Here is a 23,021-nt window from a genome sequence, read left to right as displayed (position 1 = left end):
AGCGTTTGCGAAGGTGTGTCATACCGATACCTTGCTGGGTTTGGGTGAAGTCAGAGACTGTGTTTGCAACGCTTTGAACAGTGCTGCTTTTGCGTGCTCGGGCTGAGGGTGTTGCTCAAACCACTCGTTCAGCACCACTCGGAGCTGGGACTCGATGTCTCGTCGGTCCACAGCCCTCACCAAAACCTGTTGCAGTTGTTCAATCAAGACCGGTGCGCAAACCTCAAGGGTTTGAAGAGCGTCCTCCCCGGGTTTTTGGAGCAGCTGGGTTAGGCTTTCAATCAGGTTCTGGGTCAGGGTATTCAGTGTTCTCATGCCTGGCGCTCCAAGGCCGTAGTTTGTTCGGGAAAGGTGATGATGTGCGGTTCGATGCCACGCAGCCGGTCCAGATCTGCTGCGATCTGAATGGCGGCGCCGAGCTCGTCGACGCCGGTTGCCTGCATTACGTCGTAGCGTTGTTTTTTCTCTTCGGGTTCGGTCATGGCCAAGGCGAGATAAAGGCTCGGTGGGACAGCACGGAAAAGCACCTCCATGCTTTTCGAGAGAATGACTCCTTCGGTGTATTTGCCGCTCTCTTTACGCGCGGACAACATCAGCGCCTTCTGAGAGGGGGTCAGCTCCCGAAACCTGGCGATTTTTTCCACTTCATCCGGTGGCATGTTCAAGCAGATCCACCACTCAATCATGTTCAGCATCGGCGCCGCTGCCGGTGGCAAGTCGTCGACGTTCTGCGTGGCGAGCCAGAACCAGGCGCCGAGCTTTCGCCACATTTTGGTGATCTTGACGGCGTAGGGCGAAAGCAATGGGTTCTTGGTGATGATGTGCCCTTCGTCAGTCAGCTTGACGATAGGGCGGCCCTTGAACTGGTCGCGCTCAGCGATGTTGTTCACGGTGTTGAGCAGCGAGATATAGGCGATCGACAACTGTGCGTTGTAGCCCTCACGGGAGTAGGTGGCCAAGTCAACGATCGTCAAATCCGCCTCAGGCCAAGGCGTACCTTCGCGGTTGAACATCTCGCCGTCGGCGCCCATGCAGAACATGTCCATGGCCTCGGCCATCTCCAGCATTCGGTTGCGCCGTGGCTCAGGCATGCCTTCCTGCATGCCGGCTGCACGCAGCGAGTCGCGGACGTCCTGAGTCAATACGGTCCGATTGTCAGCCACACAGGTTTTTGCAGCGTCGAGGATGCAATGGCGAATGGCACTGCGATCGGCGCGAGTCAAACGGGCGTCCTCTTTCTCCTCGCCACCGGTGATCATCAGGCGAGCGACGATCTCCAGCTCGCCGAGGATGTCCCGTTGATCGTCTTCTTGGCTGTCCAGGTGCGCGTCGGATGACTCCAGGTCTTCGGCATCGAGGATTTTCACCTGGTCAGGGGCTTCTACCAGCCGAGCTGCGTCAGCAAAGGGAGCCAGGCTCACACCAGAGCCCGGGGAGAGCTTGATGCGGTTGACGGTCAACCCCAGGCGTTGGGCAAAGTCACCTGTCAGCCCAAAGCTGTTACCGGCTTCAACGATAAACAGGCGCGGCCGGTAGACCGCTATCAGCTGATTGACCAGGTTGTTGAGGGTCGCGGACTTACCGGCCCCGGTGGGACCGAACACGAACAAGTGCGCGTTCATCTGTCGGTCGAGCTTGTTCAGTGGGTCAATCGTCAGTGGCGCGCCACCTCGATTGAACAGCGTCAGGCCAGGATGCCCGGTTCCGGTAGACCGACCCCAGACTGGAGCCAGGTTAGCGATATGCTGGGCAAACATTAGTTGGGTGTACCAGTCGAGCGCTCGCCGCTGGTTCGGGTCGAAATTACCGGGCAGCCAGCGAAGGTAGCTATTCAACGGCGCGACCTCATCCCGTGGTTCTACCGGTGCCATGCCTGCTCCCAGCAACGCGTTGCTGAGCTGGAGGCTGCGCTCATGTAGCTGCGATTGGTCGTGAGCGCGCAGAAAGAACGCCACGCTGCCCCGATACAGTTTGTGTTTGCGACCCAGTAATTGACGCGCGGTCGAGACGTCTTCACGGGTGAGGATCGAGGCTTGAGTGTCGCCGACAGCTTTGCGGGACAATTGCTCTAAATGACCTTCAAGTGTGTCCTGCGGGGTGATGACCAGGGTGATGCAGAGGATGGTGTCTTCCGGCATTTTGTCGAACAGCGCATTCAGCGCGTCGCCGCCCTTACGGGTCTCGCCGGTCAGGTGTCCGGTCTTGGGTGGCTCGCGTAAGCGATCGAGCATGACCACCCGGTGAGGCATACCATCGAAGTACCACAATCCTTTTTCCACGTCGGACAGAGGCTCGCGATAGCAAATGTTTTGCGAAAAGTCGGTGCCGCTGGCGAGCGGCAGTTCACCTTCCTCAGTGGTTGGAGCTTCGTCGCAGACCAGGTCGTAGAAGCGGCGGATATCTGCATCAGTCGGACCGAGATGATCGGGGCGTGGGTTGAACCAGTGGACGAGCCAATGACGGATCGCCTGTCCGTCCATTCGCTTGGCCTTGATGCCGGCGTTCGCCAGCCCACCCACCAGGCGATCACAAATAACCTTCAAGTAAGGAGCCGGTTCTTGGCCACGAACGTCGCTTCCACTTTTGGCGCGGCGATAGACCACGATACGAACGCGGCGCTGTTGGCCTCGCCACGGAAGTTGGCTGACTTTAGTGTCTTCGAAGAGGCCTCCCGGTTTGGAAATGGCTTCGAGATGTTGCTTGAACAGCTTCAGGTACAGCTCGGTAAACGCAGTGCCTTTGGCGCGGGGCTGAATGTAGTTGTGCAATTGCTGGAGATACTCGTCCCAACTGGTTTCGTCCTGAGCGTACATCTGGACGACCCACGGGGAGGTTTCCAGTTCGTCAAACGAATCCTGCAGCGCGTTCTCCAAGGCGTCCCGGGCTTTGCGAAGCCATTCAGGGTCACGTCCCTCGGTGCCGATCGGTGTCAGCTCGAAAAAGGCAGCACGAGAAACCCCATCCTCCAGGAGCATGGCCTTCTCGCCGTGCAGGTAATCCACCCAGGGCAGTAAATCCACGAACGACGGGTTGACGTTGTACAGTTTGGCCACGTCGGCGGTCGTGGCAGGTTTCAGCTTTGGATTTCTCCAGTCATCAGGGGAGGGAATTCCAAGGGCCGCAAGGCGTTCGAAATATCGCTGTGAGGCGGCTTCGAACTGTTCGGCAGGGGATGCTTTCGGGCTTTTATCCCCATCGATGGGGGCGGTGGCCACGTCGATATCAACGTTGGTCGGCTGCACACCCGGTTCAACACGTTCGGCGTCTTTACGTGTTTTGAATCCTTCAAACAGTCCCATCAATAGTCCTCCGTCCGTTCTCCGGGCATGGCGTACTGCACGCGTTGGTAGAGCGGGAATACTGTTGTGTAGCCCGGCACTGGCGCCGGGTCAGACCCCGCGAGATGGGGGAAGATGTACATGACCAGGTCCGGGTTCGGCAGGCGCTTGAACTGGCTGTAGATCTCGTTTTGCGAAGTTCGTGTGAAGGCGCTATTGGTCTCCAGCGACTTTCCTTGATCCGACTCCAGCGGCCTGCGCAAGGCCAGACGTGCATCTAGGAGTTGACGGTTGCCGGCACTCCCGATGGAGCCCGCGGTGCCCTGATCCCAGACATCCAGCATGGTGCTGTCGCCGTGGGGCAGCATTTCATCCTTACTCGTCGAGCAGCCCGGAAGGAGCAACGCAATGATCAGGCTGATGCAGACCTTCAGGCCCAACTTAGTCGAGAGTGGTAGAGACATGACCGGCTCCAGAGGTGTAGTCGACCTTGCGGCCCTTGAGCTCGTAATCGATGGCGAGCTGTTGATCTAGGTGAACCGCAACCTTCGCCCCGGGTTGCACGTATACGGCGGCAAAGGCCTGGCCATAGAGTTTGTTGACCCAACTGGAGACATCGTTGACGCCTTGGCCAATGATCTTGCCCATGGCCTCGTTGCCAGAGATCCCGGTGGTACTCACTGTCCCGCCGGGGGTTGAAACGACGGAGCTGCTGTTCCCGTCTGATTTGATCAAAGACGCAGCGCCGGCGCCGGCGGCGGTGATCAGCACCTGAGAACCGATGTATTGAGAGGCGTTGCTTTTGCGCTCACCGCTGATGCACGGAATACCGTAAGCGTCGCTGATCCAGCCCAGACCGCCTTGGATGGTTTGCTGATTTCCGCTGTTCTGACTGGAGTTCTGGTTGCCATTCGCCTCGTCGGCCGGAGCGGGAAGTGTTCGCACGGTGCCGTCATTGAAGACAAAGGTCAGGCTTCGAATTTGGCCGCGCACGCACGACAAGGTCCAATCGCCGGACGCAGTCCCGCTGGCGACTGCCCCTGCAACGTCGGGTAAATCAATGCCATTGGCCGTCAGATTTTCCGGGCCTATCAGAACCTTGAAGGGGTAAGGGTCGTTGACTGTTCCATCAATAGGAATTCGACCAATCAGCGCTGACATGGCAACGGATCCCATGAGCGTTGAGTTCTGTGGAAGCGTGTAAACCTTGCGTACTTGTTTACGTGCTTCCTGCGAAGACACTTCGCCGGCAACATTCTGAACACCGTTGCTGAGGGCGTTTTGTCCGCGATCCAGTGTTGCGCCAAATGATGTCGGGAAGTTGAAACCATTCGCGGTCTGGTTCGAACCGTTCGGGATCGGCTTGCCGTTGGCATCAACCGGTGTGGCGTCCTGCGGTTCTATCCAGACCATCTCCAGGCCAGGGGTACGCTCAAAGCCTTGCCCGTCTCCTGGTTGCACGCCGAACCCAATTGGGAGGTCTGCTCCAGCAGAGTTACCAATGTTCTGCTTGTTGGCCAACGAGTCGTACTGCTGCTTCAACGTATCAACGAGGCTTTGATTTTGTTGCTGGGCCTCCTGTTTCAGCGTGTTCTGGACATTTTGCAGCCGGCTATCCACCGTCTGATCGATGTTCTGCAGACGCCTTTGCAGTTCCAGATTCTGCTGCTTCAGTTCGTCGTTTCCCTTGAGCGCTGTGTTGATCTGGTCTTTGAGCTGTTTGCTTTCCGCGACCATCGTCCGAAGGGTATCGCTGGCTGTGTCACCGTCCACGCCGAGCTTTTTGGCTTGTCCCTCAGTGAGCTTCGGAGTTCCTTCGCTTTGTTGCTGTTGGGCAGCGGATGAGCCGAGCATCTTTACCATCAGGACGATCGCCAAAATGGCGAACGGAATGACCAGAAATTTCAGGAGAGGATTATTCTTCACGGCGTCCTCCCTTCGGATCGATTTGCCCAACTTTCGACGGCAACAGAGACTCTGCTAACCCGTGGCCGCGAGTTACCAGGTAGGCGGTCGTCGTGTCGCTGGCATCTCCTTTCACCCCCAAATAGGGATGCTGAAAGGTGGCAGCCACGAAATCGCCCATCAATTCACGGGGATCCAGCGTCAGGTGTTGGGCGCTGGTGTTTCGAAGTTTCACCGCCGTGACCCAGTAGTCATCCATACGCCAGGCCCCCAATGCCGAAGCTTCGACAGGCAGGGTAGGGATTAGGGTCGATAGATCGAGGCGCCGGTTGAGATTGACCTGGGAAATGCCCGCGACAGGTTCAACGGTGCGAAGGGGGGCGTACAGCATCTGGGCGGCATAGCGAGTGATGACTACCGGTACCGGGGTTTCACGCCTTACAGCAGGAGGATCCTCGCTGGACTCCTGAACTACCGATTCTTCGCGGGAACGATTCAGTGTCGATTTCTGTGGTGTGCTGACCTGGCCATAACGGCTGCTTTGCTGCTCGCCGGCAACGATTTTTACGGGTTCGAGTGCCGCTTGATTCGCTTTGCCAATACTGGCTGCAATATCGACCAACATGATCTCGCCGGAGGTCATGTTCTGCAGCTGTAGGCGGGTAGGCTCGATAGGTTCGTTGGCCAATAAGTAGATGGCACCGCCCGTGCTCTGAACCCGTAGCTTTCCTACCAAGGTGCGCGGATGTCCGACGCGCACGTTTTGGTCAACGAAGACAATGCGTTCTTGGCCCACAATCAAGGGCACTGCCAGAGGGATACGTTCCCAGCGCTGTATTTCAACAGCCTGGGCGTATCCAGTCAGGCAGGCCATCAGGATCAATGCATAAGTGAAGGTCCGCACGATTTACTTGCCTCCAGCTTTCACAGGGGAGTCGGGGACCTCGATGCGCTGAGGGTTGCTGCTGTAGCAGTTCCAGGTAAGGCCGAAAGGATTCTTTTCCGGGTCGGTGTCGGACCGAATGATGTGCAGCGGATACCGGGCAAAAGCACGCTTCACGCGTTCGCCGCCGTAATACTCATCCGCAACAATATCCAGGTTGACCGTCCAGTCGTTGATGCTGTGTTGCTCGATATGCTGTTCAGATGCGTCGTCAATACCTCGCCCGGGGATTTCGGAAACACCGCGCTCGCGTTTGCGCAGTTCTCCGCTGTTGCGCCGTAGCTCGAAATCTTTCTCCAGATATGTTCTGCAACTGGGTGTCAGGTAGCCGGCCAGCCGAGCAATATTGTCCTCGTAGTCCGTCTCACCATCTGACGTCCAACGGTTCATCTGCTGGAAGATGTACAAACCAAAGGAATAAACCGACTCTGGTGGGATGTCCCACCATTTCCGGGTACTGCCTGAGCGAAGGTCTGGTGGGACATGAATGGTCAGATCGCGCGGCGCGCTTTGCCATCCGTAAGCCATGTACAGCCCCAGGCCGATCAGCAGACCAATGACCAGACGCAAGCTGTAGATGTGGGCCTGCTGCGAGTCGACTTTCTTGCGGTAGCTCATGCACCCTCCGTGCGATGACAGGTCCACGCGCCGGTGCGTGTAATGAGGCGGGATGAGTTCCAGGACGGGAAGTGAAGGGCGACATTCAGTTGGAGCTGGCGGTACACCCAGGTTTCTGGACGACCACGTTTCATGCGACGTAGGACCCGACTGGCCACGGTCAGCCCAAGCACTCCGCCGACCAGCGCTCCAACGATGATCAGCGACCAGTTATGGAAAAGAATCGCAATCGGAATACCCAATACGAAGCCCGAACCTGCACTGATCGCGACAGTGGCCCACATCTCGTCAGCAGTGAGGCCTCCCATCACAACCGGCTGGTTGTTCAGTCGCACTGGTAAGAAACTCAAGGTGCCGTCGTCCAGAATGTCTGCCATGACAAGCGCTCTTTAAAGGATGCCGGTGGCTTTGGTTACCAGATAAATGCCTACACCCAAAATGCCCACACCCACCGTCGCCGTGGCCCCCAGGTCACGCCACTTTTTCTTGCCATCGTGTATTTCGTGATAGACACCGAAGGCATGCCAGGCCACGCCTAAGAACATGACGCCCAGAATGAGTAGGCCGATCAGCATGAAACCGTCAAATCCCCAGTTCTGAATGGTCTGGAGAATATTGCTGCCTTCGCCGCGAGTCGGGGTTTGAGCTTGGGGAAGTGCGGCTGATGCCATCTGAGGTAGGACGACAGCTCCTGCGATCGCAGATTTCACTTTCAAGTTACGAGACATGGTTTAACTCCTGTGTGGTTAGCTGAGAACAAAAACGGTGAGGATCATGCAGAGCAGAACGGTGCGTATCGCTGAGGGCAATGCGATCGAGCGATCAAGGTTTCCAGTTGCCCAACCTCGGTAGCAGCTATAGAGAGCCCAAGCCCCCCAAAGGAATGTAAGTCCCACGGCGAACCCCACGAACAGCGTGTAGCTGGACGAGGGTGTGAAACCTGCGGCCGCTTGAAACGCTGAGGACTGTGCACCGCTCATACTCATGGATTGCCCACTCCGGTTTTGGTGTAGTCCCCTGAAATCTCTGCCGGATCACGCGGTTGTGCCCGGCTGGGGGTCAAGTAACCCTCCAGGCCGTGGCGAATGCGCTCAATGTCGCCGGCAAGACGTTGGTAATCGAAGAAGAAGCGCTTACCTGGTTCGTCAGCGACTTTCGCGCTACGGCGGGCGGTGTCCTCCAATGCGTTCAATTGGCGGATCATCACTTCGAGATTGGCCTGCTCTGAGGCAGATGCAGCAGCAGCGAGGGGGATGTGCGTGCAGCATCCGATCAGAACGATCAGGCCCGCCCGGGCAAGGCGGTAAGTCAGGGCTGTGAGGGGCTGATACTGGTTCACGGCTGGGCTCTGGTAATTCCTGTTGCCGTCAGCTTGCCGTGTTCAGGGAGGGGGTTGCCGCAAGAAATCCATTATCGAGATCTCTTGGATTTCTTCTGATGCTCTGCGATCTTGAGATCCTGGGAGTGGATGGGAGAAGCCCTAAACCTGATCGCCGATTGAACTATGATTTGTAACTGTCCATTTACGAGATTGAAAAATGACCGATGAGATTCCTTCAATCAATATTTCATATCGAAAGACTTTCTTGCTTAGTAGATGGCAGCGATTTAGGCAGCGGAAACAGGAAGAACATGCAAAGCGACTTAAATCGCATCCACTCGCTTGCTTCGAGCACCTCATTAAAACGTCAAAGCTCATCGCAGAGACCAACCCTCGGGGTTTGGTTGACTTGGTGCGTGCCATCCTTCGCCCCCTTCAATCGGAGTATCTCCTAGGTGTCGCTGAGCGAGGCCAGGACGCTCTGCCGACGATCGACTCCAATACTTTTTTCGGGGAGGCAACCCGAACGCGAATGTTTACCGCAGACGGTATGAGTTTTCGTGGTGTAAGGCTCGAGGGTAAAGATTACAGCTTGAAGCTATCACGCGACATTGTGCTTCCTTGGGCCTGGAGCTTTAGACGTTACGTCGATGCAGTAGCGACGATTGGCTCCAGCAAAGCGCTGATTGATGGGAGTGAGTGGGACCGCAGCTTTCAGGGGGCTTGGTGTCAGGATGAAAACCATCAAATCGAACTCTGGCTACCTTGGGGTATTGGCTTTGTTAACGGAGGTAATCACTCAATCACTGCCGGCATTTTAGCTGGTGAGGGCGAAATCGTACCTGACTACGTTTATGACATGGGATATTTGCTCGACGAACTCCACTGCGATGGGAAGTACTATTTTGATACACGTACCGGCGATAAAGTTGCCCCAGTCGAAGACGCACGCAGGGCTGCGGTTTTTGAGATCGGAAGAGTTATGCGCGATCTAAGTTTTCCTGCCTTTAAGTCCGAAACTGAGGGGGCGAATATTCTTCTGAAGCTGTAACTAGTTGGAGGCGGGTTGCGTTGATCAACCCGTTCAGAAATTGAGCAAATGGAGTGCAATTACGATACAGGACGCTTAAAGAACATCAGGTATCCGGTGGGTAAGGCAATTGCGTATGCCCAAGCCTGTGCATTCTGATTCCCAACCTTGATATCTCCCTTCACCACCGTCTGAACGGTGACCAACTCCCAGCCATCTCGACCTAGTCTTGCGAGCCGTTCCTTGTATTCCGGATCCTGTAAAAACGCGCCAATGTCCGGCTCTGTAGTGGGCTCCTCCGTCTTAAACAGTAGAAAACCCTTGGTCTGCACCCGGTACAACAGCGGGCAGAATTCAGTGTGGTACTCGAATGCCTGGTTACTCATGTCACGTCCTCAACGTTATGAGATTTCAGGCTTCCAGTTCCGAGCTCGAGCGGGCAATCGGAAATGCTCGTTCGCTACCCTCTGGATTTCTTTTGTGGAGCTGCGGTGGTGCGGGCGTCGACGTAAGCCTGCATGATTGAAAGGACAATCGCATTGAGAGCCAGGATCTTCATTCCACGGGTCACGGCCACATAGAGCAGATTCAGCTCATCGTTCTTTCGTCCTTGGTCGATGTCTGGAGCCAACGGATCGGCAGTGAAGTCGTCGTAAAGGCTAACGAAGTCCCACTCCAGACCTTTGGCCTTGTGCCCGGTGGTGAGGGTAATTGTGGCATCCAGCTCGTTATCGACCGTTCGAGACCGCAGTGCCAGGATCCGCTGTGGCAGATCCGGGTACGCAGCGATGATCTTGATCGACCGGAGCATTTCACTGTCTTGGCTGACTTCGGCGATTTCGACGTATTGACTGTAATCGCGGTAGTCGCGCAACAGCTTCTTGTTCTGCACCTCCTGGTTACGGCCCCTGCTGAACAGGTACAGGTCTTCGAGGTCGCGTAACGAGTAGCTGTCGATGCCTCCAACCCAGAAGATCTTGGGTTCACTGGTCACCAGACGCAGCGCGTTCTCGATGACGCCGGTGACGGTACGATGGATGAAGGTGCGGTGCGGAAGGTCTTCGGGTAATGCTCGCTTGACCTGGGTATTAGGCCCTAGTCCCTGGAGTTTTCGGGTTTCACCCTTGTAGAAGAGAATGATGTTGGCCACGTGGGCGACAGCGGGGCCGAAGCGAAAGCTCTGGGTCAGATAATGTCGCTCGGCATCTGCCATCCAGTCGCTGTCCAGCGCGTCTTCTGCGCCTCGGAAACGGTAGATCTGCTGATGTGGATCGCCCACCGCTACTCTACGGATGCGTTGGATCTTCACCAGGTCTGCGATCACCGGGTTCACGTCCTGACCTTCGTCGAGGAGGATGCCTTCAAAGCGCTGACTCAGGTCTGGCTTGCTCATCTGATACAGCTTCAGGTAACCGTCGTGAGTGATGGGCATCCCGGTGTCCTGTAGATCGATCATCCTGTTCCAGATGGATTTGGCCACGCCCAGCGCATTGTTCAGGAAGCGCTCCTGAGCACTGGTCAGCATCTGTTTACCCTGGAAGCGAGGGAAGTGCGACCGACCGAGCTCCATATCGGCGCTGGCCATGAAGTTGTTCAATGTACTCAGCACGTCGCGGACCAACTCCCAGTCTTGAGTGTTGATCGCCCTTGCGATGTCGGTGAGTCGAAGGTTGTTGGTTTGTTTGGCGGCGTACTGGCTGCCGTAGACCGCATAGGCGAGGCCATGCGCAGTTTTGCAGACGACATTGCGCGGGAATTTACCCTTGGCTGCCAGCTCCACAGACTTGTTGTAGCAGAGGTACAGCATCTTCACTGACGCATGGTGCTTTGCGTAGCCCACCAGGGTGGTGGTTTTCCCGGTTCCGGCGAATGCCTGAACCAGTAGCTTGCCGGCCGTCGATTCAATGATGGGCTGTTGCTCGTGAGTCCACTGCATGTCCAACTCCTACAGGTATTTTTTGAAGCTTGAGACCGTGATGCAGACCGACACGCCCAGCAGCAAGGCGCATGGCAGCAGGATCAACAAAGGACTGATGCTGATCGGGATGGCCAGGTAGACGGTCCAGGGCACGATGGTCAGCGGCAGAATCGTCCCGCGTGCTTTGTGGTAGAGGTAGCTCGACTCACGTCCTGAGCCAAATTTACGAAGATCCCGCCTGACCAGACCGTCGACCAGGCCGGTGAATGCAGCCAGCAGAAACAGCGGGATGGTGAGGGTCAGGATCACCATACGAACGCAGAAGGTGAGTACGGTGTACAGCGCAGACAAGCCGTAGTCCTGAAACTTGATCATCGCCCAGCCGATTTGATAGCGCAGATCGAAGTTTCCAGCCTGCGAGTGCGCGGTCCGGGCGTACTGAGTCATTGAGTTGATGTTGTCCTGCAGGCCGGTTTTCACCATCACCCAGTCGTACACCCACTGAGCCAGCCATGCGGCAGTTCGCCCAGGCTCTTTGATGATGACGCTTTGCAGCAGGTCCTGAGACAACCAACTCAACTCATACTCGAACATCTGCTGGGCATGCTTCCAGCCGGCATCCGGCCAGAAGAAATACAGACATAACCACTCCACCAGGATCGCTCCCAGCAGCGAGCCGAACATCACTCCGAAGAAGTGGAAGGGCATAGAGAACAGCATTCCCAGGAAAGTCTTCTGCCCTTCCTGTTGCTGTTGCGCTTTTTCTGCAATATCTGCCATGGCGTTGTTCCTGTAAGGCCGACCTTTTACGCAGCCTTGTCGCCGTTGGCCATGTTCCTGAAATCATTCACCAGGTCATCGGGCAACGATTCGCTCAATGCCTGGTAACCAGGCGCTTGCCACCATTCGCTGGTGTTTCCAGGGCCTTTACGCATGCCTTCGGCCAGCGCTTGCAGATCCTTGGGCATGACCTCGTCCGGGTCGCTCGCCGGCAACGGCATTCGGATCTTCCAAAGGTTGCCACCTTCGATGAGCGCAAAGCACTGCCCCTTGGGCAGACCGACGACATGCGCGGGCTCGATCATGGGCACACTGACGCTCTGGATCTGGTCATGGGTGTTCGACGTGAACGCGGCTTTGCCATCGATAGCGTCGTTGGCACTACTGGCTGGCATGCTGGTGAAGACCTGAACTTTGGGCAGCTGGTTGGTGAGCAGTTCCGCCGTCGCGGTTTCCCGCACCCTCAGCATGAAGAGGTTGTTGAAGTTACCGATCACTTGGCCTGCCTTCGCGCGGCTGCCGATCTTCGCCTCGATGTCGCTCATGGTCTGGGTGTATGCGGTTACCTGCATGCCGGCGCCGCCGCCCTTGTTGATCATCGGGATGAACTCTTCACCCATTAACTCGTTGAATTCATCCGCATGGACGTTGATCGCCACCTTGCCGCTGGTGGCACCAGGCAGACCGTCATCGATACCGAACTTGTAGATATGGCCTGCGACAGAGACCAGGTCGCTGAACATGGAGTTGCCGACGGCAGCGGCCACCTCCGTGTCGGACAATGCGTCCAGGCCGATGTAGACCACAGCCCTTTTCCGAATCACCTGCATCCAGTCGAAGATTGGGCGCGGATCCTCAAGGTCCATGTAGTCCGGAGACAGCAGCTCCGCGATACGGCCGGTGGTCAGTTTCTCGAGCAGCGGAAGCAGGCTGGCCACGATCTTGTCGAAATAGGTCTTGTCGTAGCGAACTGCGGAACGAAGCCCGTCAAGAACGGGATCGGAGATGCGTTTCTGTGTGACATATTGGTCGATGGCCACCACACGTAGCGGCCGATCCTTCATGGCAAAACTGAGGTTCTTCCGATCGATGCTGCCCTCGATCGCAATGATGGTTTCCCAGGCTTTAGGGTCGTGTTCAGCGAAATATTTCTGCGCGTACTCGACGAACAGGGCGTCGATGTTGATAACGTGCTGCAGGATTTGTTCGTAGTCAGGGCGGCGGCCGAGGGCGACCAGAGCGCGGGCGATGATGTTGACGAATCGCCATGCGAACTCTCGGAAGGCAGCAGAGTTGCCTTCGCCGGAAAGCTGACCTGCAATTCGTGTGGCCACCTCGGAGATCCGGCCAAAGCGGCCCACCGCGTTGTAGCGCGCCGAATGGTCTGGCCATCCCAGATGGAAGACATAGAACTCATCCAACCGGCCAGCCCGCTTGCATTCGATGTACATGCGTTTCAGCAGGTCAGCGTCACCCTTGGGGTCGAAGACAATAACGACCTCGCGGTCGAGGTTCATCTCTTCATCTTGTTTGACGCTGCGTTGGCTTCGATGAACGGGCTGTACGCGGCGTCCCATTTGGACGCGACGTCGGGATCTTCTACGGGTGCGTCTGATGTCTTGGGTAATGAACAGCTCGGCGAGCCGGGTTTTTCCTACGCGTGTCGTGCCCAGCACCAGGGTGTGACCCACGCGTTCACCCAACGGCAAGCTGACATCACCTTCGTGAGGTTCGATACCGTGGAGGCGCGGAAGGCCGCCCACCGGGGGCAGCGGGCGAACCGGGTTGAATGCTACGTCCCATGCTGTCGCCCGGGTAATGAGCTTGAGGGGGAAGGGGGCGAACTCCAGCCGCTCCTCAATGCGCCGTGCCTGCCGGTACAGCGAAGTGGGTTCCACATACTCGGCATACTTCGGCAGGTAGGTGTCCATAAGCCGCTGGGTATGTTTTTGTGTCCAGCGAAACCCTTTGCCAATGAAAAGGCGCTCATTGCTGACCGGTATGTCTTTACTGGTCATCGTGTAATGCGGGAGGCGACGTATATTGCGTCGATATCGCAGGACCACCAACGCCTGTCTCAGCCGAATGTAGGCCAGGCAGAGATACCCACAAGCTGTCACAACCCCGAACAGTGGAGATAGAGCGAAAACCCAAGGCGCGAACACACACAACATTGCTGCTGCGATGCAGACCAGTACCGTATAGAGCTCGACTGCAGGGCGAAGTAACGATTCAATGGTGTAGGTGCTGGCCACGATTTTCGTCCTTACCTACTGTTGAATGGTGGTGGCTGTAATCAGGAGCGGGTAGTGGCGGATGCCCAGTCGTCCAGCCAGATCGTCCCCAGGCGCGGGCACCATCTCAAGATCAGCTGCCCAGCGACGCACTTCGGCAAAGCGCTCAGCATTCGCTACGTTGACCACCACTCCAACTGCCTGCATCTGCTTCAATTGTTCTCGGCGTTGCAAAAGCCAGGTTCTGGAAAGCTCGTCATCACCCAAGACGAACATAGGCTGGAGGCCAGGTGCATTGATCACCCGGCCCTGCACTTCGCCGGGCGTAAGCTGCGTGGACCGTACAGGGAACGCGCCCGTCCCTCGAACACCGATGTTCTGTTGTGTTGCTTGCTGATCACTGGGTTCTGGCACCAGGTCCTGGTAGTAGGGCAGAGCGGAAGAACCGCCTCGATCCTCGACGATGATCAGTGGGCTGGCCATACATACGTTCGGAAGTGCCAGGCACGTCAGAAGAAAAAAACAGAGGTGTCGATTCATTGGTTATCCACCATTAATTTGATGCCGGTCACACGGCTGAGATGCTTGGTAAACGCACGTCGATAGCGCTCAGCGGGTGCACCACCCGCTGGCCGGTGGTAACGCCCAGCAGCAGTTATCCAGTCGCCACCCTTGGCTTTGTGTTCAGCGAGGATTTGCGCGGTGACTTTCAGGTTCTTGTACGGATCCAGCCCCTCACAGGGACTGCCGTACCGATATCCGTTGGCCTTCATATTGGTTTGACCAAGGCCGACGTCGACGCGTGCGGGGCCGACGCTGACAATGGCGATCATCAGCGCCTGGCAGGCATCGCTTCGGGTTGCAAAACGATAACCGGCACCGGCTACGTTCAGCGTCCAGGGCCATGGGACGATATGTCCACGGAGTTTCGTGCCGCTTTCCTGCAGGGCAACTGAGTACAGAACCTCCGAAGGCACACCCTCCGGGATTGCGATCAGTTGGTAAGCCGGTGGCGGAATCTCTGCTGCATGAGCCATTGCGGTCGCGCAGATCAGGGCACTGGCAAACGCTGTGCGGACTATTGGCGTTGCCATTTTCCATTCACCTCACGGACGAGCGCCGGTAGATCGCCGCCGAGTCCAAGGCCAAGCCAGCGACCGCCATCGTGATTCAAGGTGATTTGTCGGTTACGGACACTCGTGGGCTCAATGCCAGCAAGAATCGCCCAACGGCGGATCCGCTCGTCATCACCCTGGCTGCCCACGAAATACAGGTCGAAGGCTGTTTTCTGTTCCTGGAGATCCTTTATTTGTGCGATGCACACCGTGCAGTTTTCGCGCACAAAGATCGCCAGACGACCATCGCTCACCAGTGCCGGTTGGCCTCCCGTAGAGGGGGGCGTGGGGTTGGCGGAAATCTGGATGATCTTCTCGTTGGGATACAAGCGTGCGAACGCTTGGTCATAGGCACGTTGGTAGTCCAGCTCCTTATCGATCCGTTGCCGCTCGGCTTGAACCTGCAGTTCTGCGTAACGTCTGCGCTCTTCGGTCGTTCTGGCTTCAATACCGAGCGCGGTAAGCGGGTCGAGTCCTGGAGAGTACGTTCCACGTGGGCCGTCCATAACCGTCTGAAACCTGCTCCACTCCTGGGGAGTCAGCCCCCATTCACGGGCGAGATCAGTCTGGCTGTTTCCCTGCTGGAGGCTTCTTGCTTCAGTGCTCTCTTGAGTGTGCGCTGTCGAAACCGGTGGAGGCGCCGCAAAACTGGCGTAGGAAAATATGAGTCCTGCCAAGCTGGCAAATAGCTGTCCCGCTATCGCTGACTCGCTTTTCCTTGTGCCGATCTTGGTGTCATGCATGGGAGGGTCCTATTGCGATACGGTTACGGTTTGTGGAGCGCCGGCCACGTCGAAACGAGCCGATCTGCCGTCCAGCGATCGGAGTCGCCAGGAGGTGCCTGCAACTGCATCTCCTGGCCGGATCAGGTAGATCTGACTCAGCTGTGTACTTCCAGGAGGGGCCACTGATAGAAACCGCTCGCCGCCCCGATACTCAATGCCGACCACGGTGAAGGGAGGTGTCTCTGGGATTACGGCGCTGGTTTTGGGCTTTTGGGCAGGTTGTGTTTTTCGCTCAACGCTCTTCGGCTTAGGGGCAGCGGGAGGAGGTTGCTTGGCCTGGGGGTTGCTGAGCTCCTGGAGGCGGCTGTCCATGGTCTCGACGTTTGCCTTGAGCATGACGAGCTCCCCGGCTGACGCGGCGTTACGGGAGATATCCTGAGCTGTCTCAGTTGCTTGTTTCGCATATGCCTGGGCGGCATCAATCCGGTTCGACAGTGCCTGCTGAGCAGAACGAAAATCATCGTTGGTAACCAGGTGCTTGCTATCGACCGTGTCCAGGCGTTCGTCGACCTTACTCAGTCGCTCCAGAATGGCATTGAGCGAATCCTTGTCGGCGGTCGTGTCCAAACTATCGTGCAGCTTGGTGAGCTGGTGATGCTCATAGCCAAGCGCTCCCGCCAGGAGAATGAGGCAGAGACTGAGCGTCAGGGTTGTACGGGTAGGGCGTGGTAGGTTCATGGGTGTCCTCGCGCGAAACCGCAGACACCCTCTCAAACCGCATTAATCGGTGCAGTAGGAAATAGGTTTTCCACTCGGAGTGGTTTTTTTAGAGACTCTCGCTGTTATGGACTCTATCGAGTCGGTTCAATTTAATTGGCTGGATAGCCATTGCCGGCAAGAGACTTTCAAAAGGAGGTGAACTCTGTGAAGCGGATGTCCTATGGTGTGGGAAATTCCAGGTGAAATGCGGTTCTGCCGTTGGCAGAGGTGCACCAGACCTTCCCTTGATGAGCTTCAATAATGGAGCGGATGATGGCCAGACCCAAACCTGCATTACTCTGGCTGCCTTCGCGTCGAGTTGGATGGACCCGGTAGAACCTGTCGAATAACTTTTCCAGATGCTCTGGCGGGATGGTTTCGCCGGGATTTTCCACTGTCAGAACCGTGGAGCTGTCGTTCTGGCTGAGCTGTACCCTGATGGTTTTACCTTTTGGGGTGTATCGCAGCGCGTTGGACAGGAGGTTGGAAATTGCGCGATGCAGCATGAGTACATCGCCTTGAATACTTCCGCAACCAGACAGTTCAAGCTCAATACCGCGTTCATCCGCCAGCAGGCCGTAGTACTCAAGAAGTGTGTCCACCACTCCCTCAAGGGCGACCCACTCGCGCTCAGGGGTGATCAAACCATTGTCCGCCTTGGCCAGGAACAGCATGTCATCGATCATTCGAGACATGCGCTTAAAGTCCTCTAGGTTCGAGTACAGATTTTCCTCGTAATCTTCGACGTTTCTCTTTTTCGAAAGAACTACTTCCGTGTGCGTCATCAGATTGCTGACCGGTGTACGCAGTTCATGGGCAATGTCGGCAGAATAGTTGGAGAGCCTTCCAAAGGCGTCGTCCAGCCTTGCCAACATGGCGTTGAATGAGGAAACCAACTGCCGTAGCTCCGCTGGAATTGACACCATTGGAATACGCTCTTTGAGCGAATTAGCAGAGATTGAGGCCGCAGCCCTGGTCACCTGCTCCAGTGGGCGCAAGCCTCTGTGAGCGACTATCCAGCCCAGGCCGGCGCAAACGACGGCGCAGATCAATAACCCTACCCAGAGCCACCACTTGAGAGTTTCGAATAGGAACATATTGTCGGTGACATCGAGAGCAATCATCACCGTCATGGGTTTCTCTTGCCCTGCAACGGCTACCTGCGTGGTCATGCCGCGAAACATCCGTTCCTGACTCTGCCATTCCCAGGCCTGACTGCTTGCAAAAGTGCGGAACCGTTCGGGTACGTTCATTCCGGCTGGGTGAGCAAAGAGCACCTTTCCACGGCCGTCGGAAATGACTGCTATGAGATCTTGATTCGTCCCGAGCAATGCTTGTAGTTGTGGCTGTAGCTCGTCGAAAGCATCAATGCTGGGCAGCGCCCCCAAAATGCCTTGGCTGGTTTGCAACTTTTCGAGCAGCGTTTGCTGGTCAAGTGAATTGAAGTGCTGTTGACAGAGATAGTTGAAGCTGAGCCCTGCGACCGTCAGCACCGCAGCGACAACGAACATGAACATCAAACTCAGACGTGTCGTCAGGGAGAGGCTTTTCATACCGACTCCGGTGCGTCGAGCATGTAGCCCATTCCCCGCACAGTACTGATCAACTTGGGTTCGAAGTCATCATCAATTTTTGCCCTAAGCCGCCTGACTGCAACCTCGATGACGTTGGTATCGCTGTCGAAATTGATGTCCCAGACTTGCGATGCGATCAGCGACTTGGGCAACACCTCACCCCGTCGGCGAAGTAACAACTCAAGAAGGGCAAACTCTTTGGCTGTGAGGTCGATGCGCTTGCCTCCCCGAAGGGCTCTACGCTTCATCAGGTCGATTTCAAGGTCAGCAATCTTGATATGGGTCTGTGTCGGAGCACTGCTACCTCGCCGTAAGAGGCTTCGAACCCTGGCCAGCAGCTCGGAAAAGGCAAAGGGTTTGACCAGATAGTCATCAGCACCAAGATCTAGCCCTTTAACCCGATCTTCCACCCGGTCGCGAGCGGTCAGAAAGAGCACGGGGACGTTCTTTCCTGCGGCGCGAACCATACGCAGTACTTCCCAGCCATCCAGGCCGGGCATCGTAACGTCCAGTATCAGCAGGTCATAGTCTTCGCTTAAGGCGTGCTGAAGCGCGTTGGTGCCGCTAATCACCAGATCTACATTGAATCCCGCCTCATTCAACCCCTGTTGCACGTAGGTACCAATTCTCGGTTCGTCTTCAGCTAACAGGAGTTTCATATGGGGGTGCTCACGTGGATGACACCTGGAGTTTGCAGGGGGTTGAGGTAACCCACCAGACGCTTACAGAAATGTAATTTTCGCTTCAGCTTCCCATCAGGGAGCGCGGTCTAGGGTGAAGCCATGAGCACCGTGTAGGGCTCATCTCGACAGCCAAACGTAAACCCTATTCTAGGTTGTCGTTGAACATTTACCCGCTTGAGGAGACTGTCTCATGAAACTCATAAAAGCCGCGCTTGTGATCGGTTCGGTCCTTCTGTCATCCATGGTGTGGGCTGAAGGCGGTGGAGACCGTGTTTTTGCACGCTTTACCGCTCATCAGGATCAGGGCAAAAGCATGGTGCAGCAAGCTGTGAAAACGCAGCCAGCGCCTAATCTAAAGGGGGTGATGGTTCATAAATAGGCTTGAATCAGGTATGAGCCGCTGTGTGGTATTGGAGCGCTTCTGAGCTGGCCTCAGGTCAGGCGTACTCTTAAAAACTGAGGGAGCTATACACTGTGATGGCTCGAAATTTAAATAAGACTCTGATCAAGCTGCTCATGGTGCTGCTGTTTGTCCTGGCAGCAGCACATGGTTTGAGCTTGATGTTTAAATCCGAACCTTCAAATACCGCTCTTAACTGTGCGGCAGCGCAGAGTATGCTTTCTGAATCCAGCAGAATGAATGTCTGTCCTGATATGTCGAACCAAGTCGCTTGCTCGATAAATTGTTCCATTCCTTCAACGGGAGCGGTCACGTTTCTTGTTACAATCTGGCACGCCTTAAAGTCATCTCCATACGACTGCTATACAAATTCACTCGGTCGCATGCCCGTTGCTCCAGATCCTTTTCCTCCTAAACATTCCCGCCTGTCCTAACGCGCCAAGGGCTAGCTCGTTTGTTCTTCAGCAACATTGCCAAAAGAACATTAAGACCGTCGCTCGGGGCTACAACTAATATTTTTTGTCGTCAACGGAAAAGGATTAGGTGGTTGCCGTGAATAAATCATCCACATTTTGGGGTGGGATGTTACTCGCACTCACAGCCCTTGCGATGCCTATAGTTAACGCTGCTGAAGAAGCTGTTCTCTATAAAAATCCAAGTTGTACATGCTGCGATAAATATGCGGACTATCTGCGCGAAGGTGGTTTCAAGGTGTCGATTGTCGCGGACTCTGCACAGCTTCAGCAGGTCAATGAGGCATCTGGTCTTCCGTACTCTTTGGCAGGCTGCCATGCCGTTGCAATTGATGGTTACGTTATTAGCGGCCACGTCCCGCTAATAGCTGTCAATAAATTATTGGCAGAGCACCCTGCCATTCGTGGTATCACCTTGGCCGGGATGCCAGCTGGATCACCCGGCATGGACGGCACCCAGCAGAAACCGTTCGAAATTTACGCCTTTGACGGGGCTAAAAGCTGGCTCTACATGAGCCAGTAGAAACGTCTGAGCGTTAGTTTTGTGACTGAGGTATGTAAATAAATACCCGAAAATTTAGAGGATTAACCATGACCAAGAATAAGGCTCCGGATCAGCCATTGCTTACCCAGAGCCTGTCGAAAATCCAGGTCGTTGATCAGGAGAATTATCATGCGTAACTCTATTACCTACACAGCCGTACTCGCCGCCATCCTAACTCTTGGAGCTATTTCCACGAGCTTTGCTGAGCAGCCTCAGAGCACTACTAAGGACAGCTCTGACATGATGAAAGGAAAGGATATGCCGATGATGGAGGGCGGTAAAATGCCGATGATGGAGATGATGCAGGACATGTCGGCAATGATGAAGAACTGCAATACGATGATGGAAAGCATGAATAAGCACATGGGCAGTGAGCCCGCCCAAGGCAGCACTAAAGTGCAATAACAGTTTCTTTAGTCGCAGGTCTTGTGTCCTCTTAGGCAGAGAGAAACCAAGTCCGAGTAGTGGTATCGCACTCAAGCTGTATCGCTACTCGGATGCTCCGATGTTTCTTCCAGGTGTCGGTGCTGAATTCCGATCTGCTGTTGATCGAGATGGAGCCTAATCATGAATGACTTTTCCATGCACTATGGGCACTGGGGGTGGGTGCTGATCATGGTGCTCATTGCATCCTGGGTCCTCTACCGCTTCGTCTCTCCACGCAGCTGGCACGACTGGATGGGTGCAGGTTTAGTGCAAGCGTTCATCATTGCGTTATACGCCGAGATGTACGGCTTCCCACTGACCATTTATCTACTGACTGGTTTTCTGGGAATCGATCTCCCGCTGACCGGATTCTCGGGCCATCTCTGGGCAACGATGCTGGGCTATGGTGCTATCGGGGCCATGCTGGAAATGATGTTGGGCGGGGTGTTTATCGTGGTCGGCCTTGCCCTATTGATCCGGGGCTGGGTTCAGGTTTACCGCACAAGTCTGGAGGGGAAACTGGCGACACAGGGTGTCTACGGTGTGGTCCGCCACCCGCAATACACCGGGATCATGCTAGCGGTCTTCGGGCAGGTCATTCACTGGCCGACGGTGATCACGTTATTGCTGTTTCCGATCATCGTCTGGGCTTATGTCCGTTTAGCGAAGCGGGAGGAGTCGGTCTTGGCCGAGCGCTTTGGCGAGGAGTATCAGACCTATCGACAGCGGGTGCCCATGTTGTTCCCACGTTTGCGGAATTGGCGGGAGTTTATCCAATCACTGCTTTTTGCTTACCCGGAATAACCTGGCGCCCCCGAACCTATGTGACGATCACGTCATCGCAAAACGGATTGCACGGACTACTTGGCCAAAAAAAGGCGCCTAACTCAGGCGCCTGAAACCGTCCTCCAAACCAAAGGAGCCAAACAGGAGGACGGTGGAGCAATCAACTCTTCATTCACACTGCATCGCCGCAAGCCTTTCACTGACCTGTGCGCCTATGAATGGTGGATAGCTGGTCCGGTATCAGCTTGTGAAGGTCGAACCAGCCATCCATGCCATTGTTACTACAGGGGCTTGATCGACACGATGGTGGCCCCCATGCCCTCGACACGAAACTCAAACGCTACTCGATCCCCAGTCTTCAGGCCTGCCAGTTGTTTGCTTGTAGCGGTGAATGCCATGGTCATGGCTGGCCACTGCACAGCCGGTACGGCGCCATGGGCGATAGTCACCGTATGTTTCGTGGTGTCGACAGCCTTGATCGTGCCCTCGGCTTTGGCCACTGGAGCCTGCTGGGTCTCCTGCGCCATCTCCATGCCCTTCATGGGCATAGCGTCCATCTTCATACCCGGCATGTCTTCTGCCTGAGCAGAAAGAGACAGTGCGACAACGGTGCTTGCAACGGCGATCAGGGTCAGTTTCATACGACTTTTCCTTGAGGGGTGGTGGATACAACGGGGAGGTGCCGACGGCGCATCAAACGGTAGGCCGCCGGAATAACGAATAGGGATAACAAGGGCGCAGTGACCATGCCGCCAACCATAGGCGCGGCGATGCGACTCATCACTTCGCTGCCGGTGCCGCTGCCCAACAGGATGGGTAACAGGCCGGCGATAATGACGGCCACGGTCATGGCCTTGGGTCGAACGCGCTGCACTGCGCCTTCACGAATCGCAGCGACGAGCCCACGCTCAGTGCTGTCACCGAGGTCTTCACGTTCGGCCCAGGCGTTCTTCAGGTAGAGCAGCATGATTACGCCAAATTCGGCCGATACACCGGCCAGTGCGATAAAGCCGACCCCGGTGGCCACCGACAGGTTGTACCCCAACAGATAGAGGAACCATGCGCCGCCAGTCAATGCGAACGGCAGAGTGGCCATGATCAACACGGCTTCATCGAAGCGGGCGAAGGTCAGGTAGAGCAGCACGAAAATGATTAGCAATGTGGCCGGCACCACCAGCTTGAGCCGTGCATTGGCCCGTTCGAGAAACTCGAACTGTCCCGAGTAGCTCAAACTCATACCCGGTTGCAGTTTGACTTGCTCGCTGACTACCCGGCGCAGGTCGGCGACCACCGAGGCAATGTCCCGGCCGCGCACGTCGATGTACACCCAGCCAGAAGGTCGGGCGTTCTCGCTCTTGAGCATCGGCGGACCTTCGCTGACCTTGACCTTTGCCACCGTGCCCAGGGTGATCTGGTAGCCCAGTGGCGTGTAGATCGGTAGTTGCTCCAGAGCGCCGAGCGAGTCACGCCACTCACGGGGATAACGGACGTTGATCGGGAAGCGGGCGA

At 56.0% G+C, this 23,021-nt stretch carries 27 protein-coding genes; 5 read left to right on the top strand and 22 right to left on the bottom strand.

Annotated features, from left to right (window positions below; all coding sequences use genetic code 11):
* Positions 1–18: 18 nt before the first annotated feature.
* The 10 genes from FPT12_RS17620 to FPT12_RS17575 are packed head-to-tail and all read right to left on the bottom strand — an operon-like array spanning position 19 to position 8,029.
* Positions 19–315 (bottom strand): hypothetical protein, encoded by a 297-nt coding sequence (locus FPT12_RS17620; protein ID WP_145017882.1) that lies wholly within the window; start codon positions 313–315, stop codon positions 19–21.
* Positions 312–3,299, bottom strand: a complete 2,988-nt coding sequence (locus tag FPT12_RS17615; RefSeq protein ID WP_145017880.1) for a conjugative transfer ATPase — start codon at positions 3,297–3,299, stop codon at positions 312–314. The genes FPT12_RS17620 and FPT12_RS17615 overlap by 4 nt, the downstream gene beginning before the upstream one ends.
* On the bottom strand, positions 3,299–3,742 hold the full coding sequence (locus FPT12_RS17610) for a TIGR03751 family conjugal transfer lipoprotein (protein ID WP_145017878.1): 444 nt from the start codon (positions 3,740–3,742) through the stop codon (positions 3,299–3,301). Before FPT12_RS17610 ends, FPT12_RS17615 begins: the two co-directional genes overlap by 1 nt.
* Entirely contained in the window at positions 3,720–5,204 is a 1,485-nt protein-coding gene (locus FPT12_RS17605) for a TIGR03752 family integrating conjugative element protein (RefSeq protein ID WP_145017876.1), read from the bottom strand. Before FPT12_RS17605 ends, FPT12_RS17610 begins: the two co-directional genes overlap by 23 nt.
* Entirely contained in the window at positions 5,194–6,057 is an 864-nt protein-coding gene (locus FPT12_RS17600) for a TIGR03749 family integrating conjugative element protein (RefSeq protein ID WP_145018120.1), read from the bottom strand. Before FPT12_RS17600 ends, FPT12_RS17605 begins: the two co-directional genes overlap by 11 nt.
* Before the next feature lie 33 nt (positions 6,058–6,090).
* Positions 6,091–6,744: a PFL_4703 family integrating conjugative element protein gene (locus FPT12_RS17595; protein WP_145017874.1), complete on the bottom strand. Its 654-nt coding sequence runs from the start codon at positions 6,742–6,744 to the stop codon at positions 6,091–6,093.
* Positions 6,741–7,121: a TIGR03750 family conjugal transfer protein gene (locus FPT12_RS17590; RefSeq protein ID WP_145017872.1), complete on the bottom strand. Its 381-nt coding sequence runs from the start codon at positions 7,119–7,121 to the stop codon at positions 6,741–6,743. Before FPT12_RS17590 ends, FPT12_RS17595 begins: the two co-directional genes overlap by 4 nt.
* A gap of 12 nt (positions 7,122–7,133) precedes the next feature.
* On the bottom strand, positions 7,134–7,472 hold the full coding sequence (locus FPT12_RS17585; protein ID WP_145017870.1) for a TIGR03745 family integrating conjugative element membrane protein: 339 nt from the start codon (positions 7,470–7,472) through the stop codon (positions 7,134–7,136).
* Between the two features lie 18 nt (positions 7,473–7,490).
* Positions 7,491–7,730 (bottom strand): TIGR03758 family integrating conjugative element protein, encoded by a 240-nt coding sequence (locus FPT12_RS17580; RefSeq protein WP_145017868.1) that lies wholly within the window; start codon positions 7,728–7,730, stop codon positions 7,491–7,493.
* Entirely contained in the window at positions 7,727–8,029 is a 303-nt protein-coding gene (locus FPT12_RS17575) for an RAQPRD family integrative conjugative element protein (RefSeq protein WP_256676800.1), read from the bottom strand. The genes FPT12_RS17580 and FPT12_RS17575 overlap by 4 nt, the downstream gene beginning before the upstream one ends.
* Positions 8,030–8,282: 253 nt before the next feature.
* On the opposite strand from FPT12_RS17575, the gene FPT12_RS17570 reads away from it, so the two are divergent.
* Entirely contained in the window at positions 8,283–9,116 is an 834-nt protein-coding gene (locus FPT12_RS17570; RefSeq protein ID WP_178098798.1) for a DUF6710 family protein, read from the top strand.
* 59 nt (positions 9,117–9,175) lie between these two features.
* On the opposite strand, the gene FPT12_RS17565 is transcribed toward FPT12_RS17570, so the two are convergent.
* From FPT12_RS17565 to FPT12_RS17520, 10 genes are all read right to left on the bottom strand, one after another.
* On the bottom strand, positions 9,176–9,481 hold the full coding sequence (locus FPT12_RS17565; RefSeq protein ID WP_145017864.1) for a hypothetical protein: 306 nt from the start codon (positions 9,479–9,481) through the stop codon (positions 9,176–9,178).
* A gap of 74 nt (positions 9,482–9,555) precedes the next feature.
* Positions 9,556–11,031 (bottom strand): UvrD-helicase domain-containing protein, encoded by a 1,476-nt coding sequence (locus FPT12_RS17560; RefSeq protein ID WP_145017862.1) that lies wholly within the window; start codon positions 11,029–11,031, stop codon positions 9,556–9,558.
* A 9-nt stretch (positions 11,032–11,040) separates the two neighbouring features.
* Positions 11,041–11,793: a TIGR03747 family integrating conjugative element membrane protein gene (locus FPT12_RS17555; RefSeq protein ID WP_145017860.1), complete on the bottom strand. Its 753-nt coding sequence runs from the start codon at positions 11,791–11,793 to the stop codon at positions 11,041–11,043.
* Between the two features lie 26 nt (positions 11,794–11,819).
* Positions 11,820–14,048: a type IV conjugative transfer system coupling protein TraD gene (gene traD / locus FPT12_RS17550; protein WP_145017857.1), complete on the bottom strand. Its 2,229-nt coding sequence runs from the start codon at positions 14,046–14,048 to the stop codon at positions 11,820–11,822.
* Positions 14,049–14,063: 15 nt separating this feature from the next.
* Complete coding sequence (locus tag FPT12_RS17545) at positions 14,064–14,567, bottom strand: integrating conjugative element protein (protein WP_145017855.1); 504 nt, start codon at positions 14,565–14,567, stop codon at positions 14,064–14,066.
* Complete coding sequence (locus FPT12_RS17540) at positions 14,564–15,121, bottom strand: lytic transglycosylase domain-containing protein (protein ID WP_145017853.1); 558 nt, start codon at positions 15,119–15,121, stop codon at positions 14,564–14,566. Before FPT12_RS17540 ends, FPT12_RS17545 begins: the two co-directional genes overlap by 4 nt.
* Complete coding sequence (locus tag FPT12_RS17535) at positions 15,106–15,885, bottom strand: TIGR03759 family integrating conjugative element protein (protein ID WP_145017851.1); 780 nt, start codon at positions 15,883–15,885, stop codon at positions 15,106–15,108. The genes FPT12_RS17540 and FPT12_RS17535 overlap by 16 nt, the downstream gene beginning before the upstream one ends.
* A gap of 9 nt (positions 15,886–15,894) precedes the next feature.
* Positions 15,895–16,605 carry a methyl-accepting chemotaxis protein gene (locus FPT12_RS17530; protein WP_145017849.1) on the bottom strand — a complete coding sequence of 237 codons (711 nt, stop codon included), beginning with the start codon at positions 16,603–16,605 and terminating at the stop codon, positions 15,895–15,897.
* Positions 16,606–16,805: 200 nt separating this feature from the next.
* The gene (locus FPT12_RS17525) at positions 16,806–18,179 is read right to left on the bottom strand and encodes a heavy metal sensor histidine kinase (RefSeq protein WP_145017847.1); all 1,374 of its coding nucleotides are present in this window, start codon (positions 18,177–18,179) and stop codon (positions 16,806–16,808) included.
* Positions 18,176–18,859 carry a heavy metal response regulator transcription factor gene (locus tag FPT12_RS17520; RefSeq protein ID WP_145017845.1) on the bottom strand — a complete coding sequence of 228 codons (684 nt, stop codon included), beginning with the start codon at positions 18,857–18,859 and terminating at the stop codon, positions 18,176–18,178. The genes FPT12_RS17525 and FPT12_RS17520 overlap by 4 nt, the downstream gene beginning before the upstream one ends.
* A gap of 214 nt (positions 18,860–19,073) precedes the next feature.
* Here FPT12_RS17520 and FPT12_RS17515 point away from each other — a divergent pair, with 214 nt between their 5' ends.
* The 4 genes from FPT12_RS17515 to FPT12_RS17495 all read left to right on the top strand — a co-directional run bounded on the left by FPT12_RS17515 (position 19,074) and on the right by FPT12_RS17495 (position 21,530).
* Entirely contained in the window at positions 19,074–19,262 is a 189-nt protein-coding gene (locus FPT12_RS17515; protein ID WP_145017843.1) for a co-regulatory protein PtrA N-terminal domain-containing protein, read from the top strand.
* Positions 19,263–19,835: 573 nt separating this feature from the next.
* Positions 19,836–20,279, top strand: coding sequence for a DUF411 domain-containing protein (locus FPT12_RS17505; RefSeq protein WP_256676793.1), 444 nt, complete (start codon positions 19,836–19,838; stop codon positions 20,277–20,279).
* A gap of 150 nt (positions 20,280–20,429) precedes the next feature.
* On the top strand, positions 20,430–20,705 hold the full coding sequence (locus tag FPT12_RS17500; protein ID WP_145017839.1) for a hypothetical protein: 276 nt from the start codon (positions 20,430–20,432) through the stop codon (positions 20,703–20,705).
* Positions 20,706–20,867: 162 nt separating this feature from the next.
* Positions 20,868–21,530 carry an isoprenylcysteine carboxylmethyltransferase family protein gene (locus tag FPT12_RS17495; protein WP_145017836.1) on the top strand — a complete coding sequence of 221 codons (663 nt, stop codon included), beginning with the start codon at positions 20,868–20,870 and terminating at the stop codon, positions 21,528–21,530.
* A gap of 263 nt (positions 21,531–21,793) precedes the next feature.
* On the opposite strand, the gene FPT12_RS17490 is transcribed toward FPT12_RS17495, so the two are convergent.
* Both FPT12_RS17490 and FPT12_RS17485 read right to left on the bottom strand, forming a co-directional pair.
* On the bottom strand, positions 21,794–22,153 hold the full coding sequence (locus FPT12_RS17490; RefSeq protein ID WP_145017834.1) for a copper-binding protein: 360 nt from the start codon (positions 22,151–22,153) through the stop codon (positions 21,794–21,796).
* Positions 22,150–23,021, bottom strand: an 872-nt coding sequence (locus FPT12_RS17485) for an efflux RND transporter permease subunit (RefSeq protein WP_145017832.1), incomplete at its 5' end; no start/stop codon positions are given. The genes FPT12_RS17490 and FPT12_RS17485, both read right to left, overlap by 4 nt.

This window comes from Pseudomonas sp. H3(2019), from assembly GCF_007713465.1.
Lineage (GTDB): Bacteria > Pseudomonadota > Gammaproteobacteria > Pseudomonadales > Pseudomonadaceae > Aquipseudomonas.
This window is presented reverse-complemented; position numbering and strand designations above follow the sequence as displayed.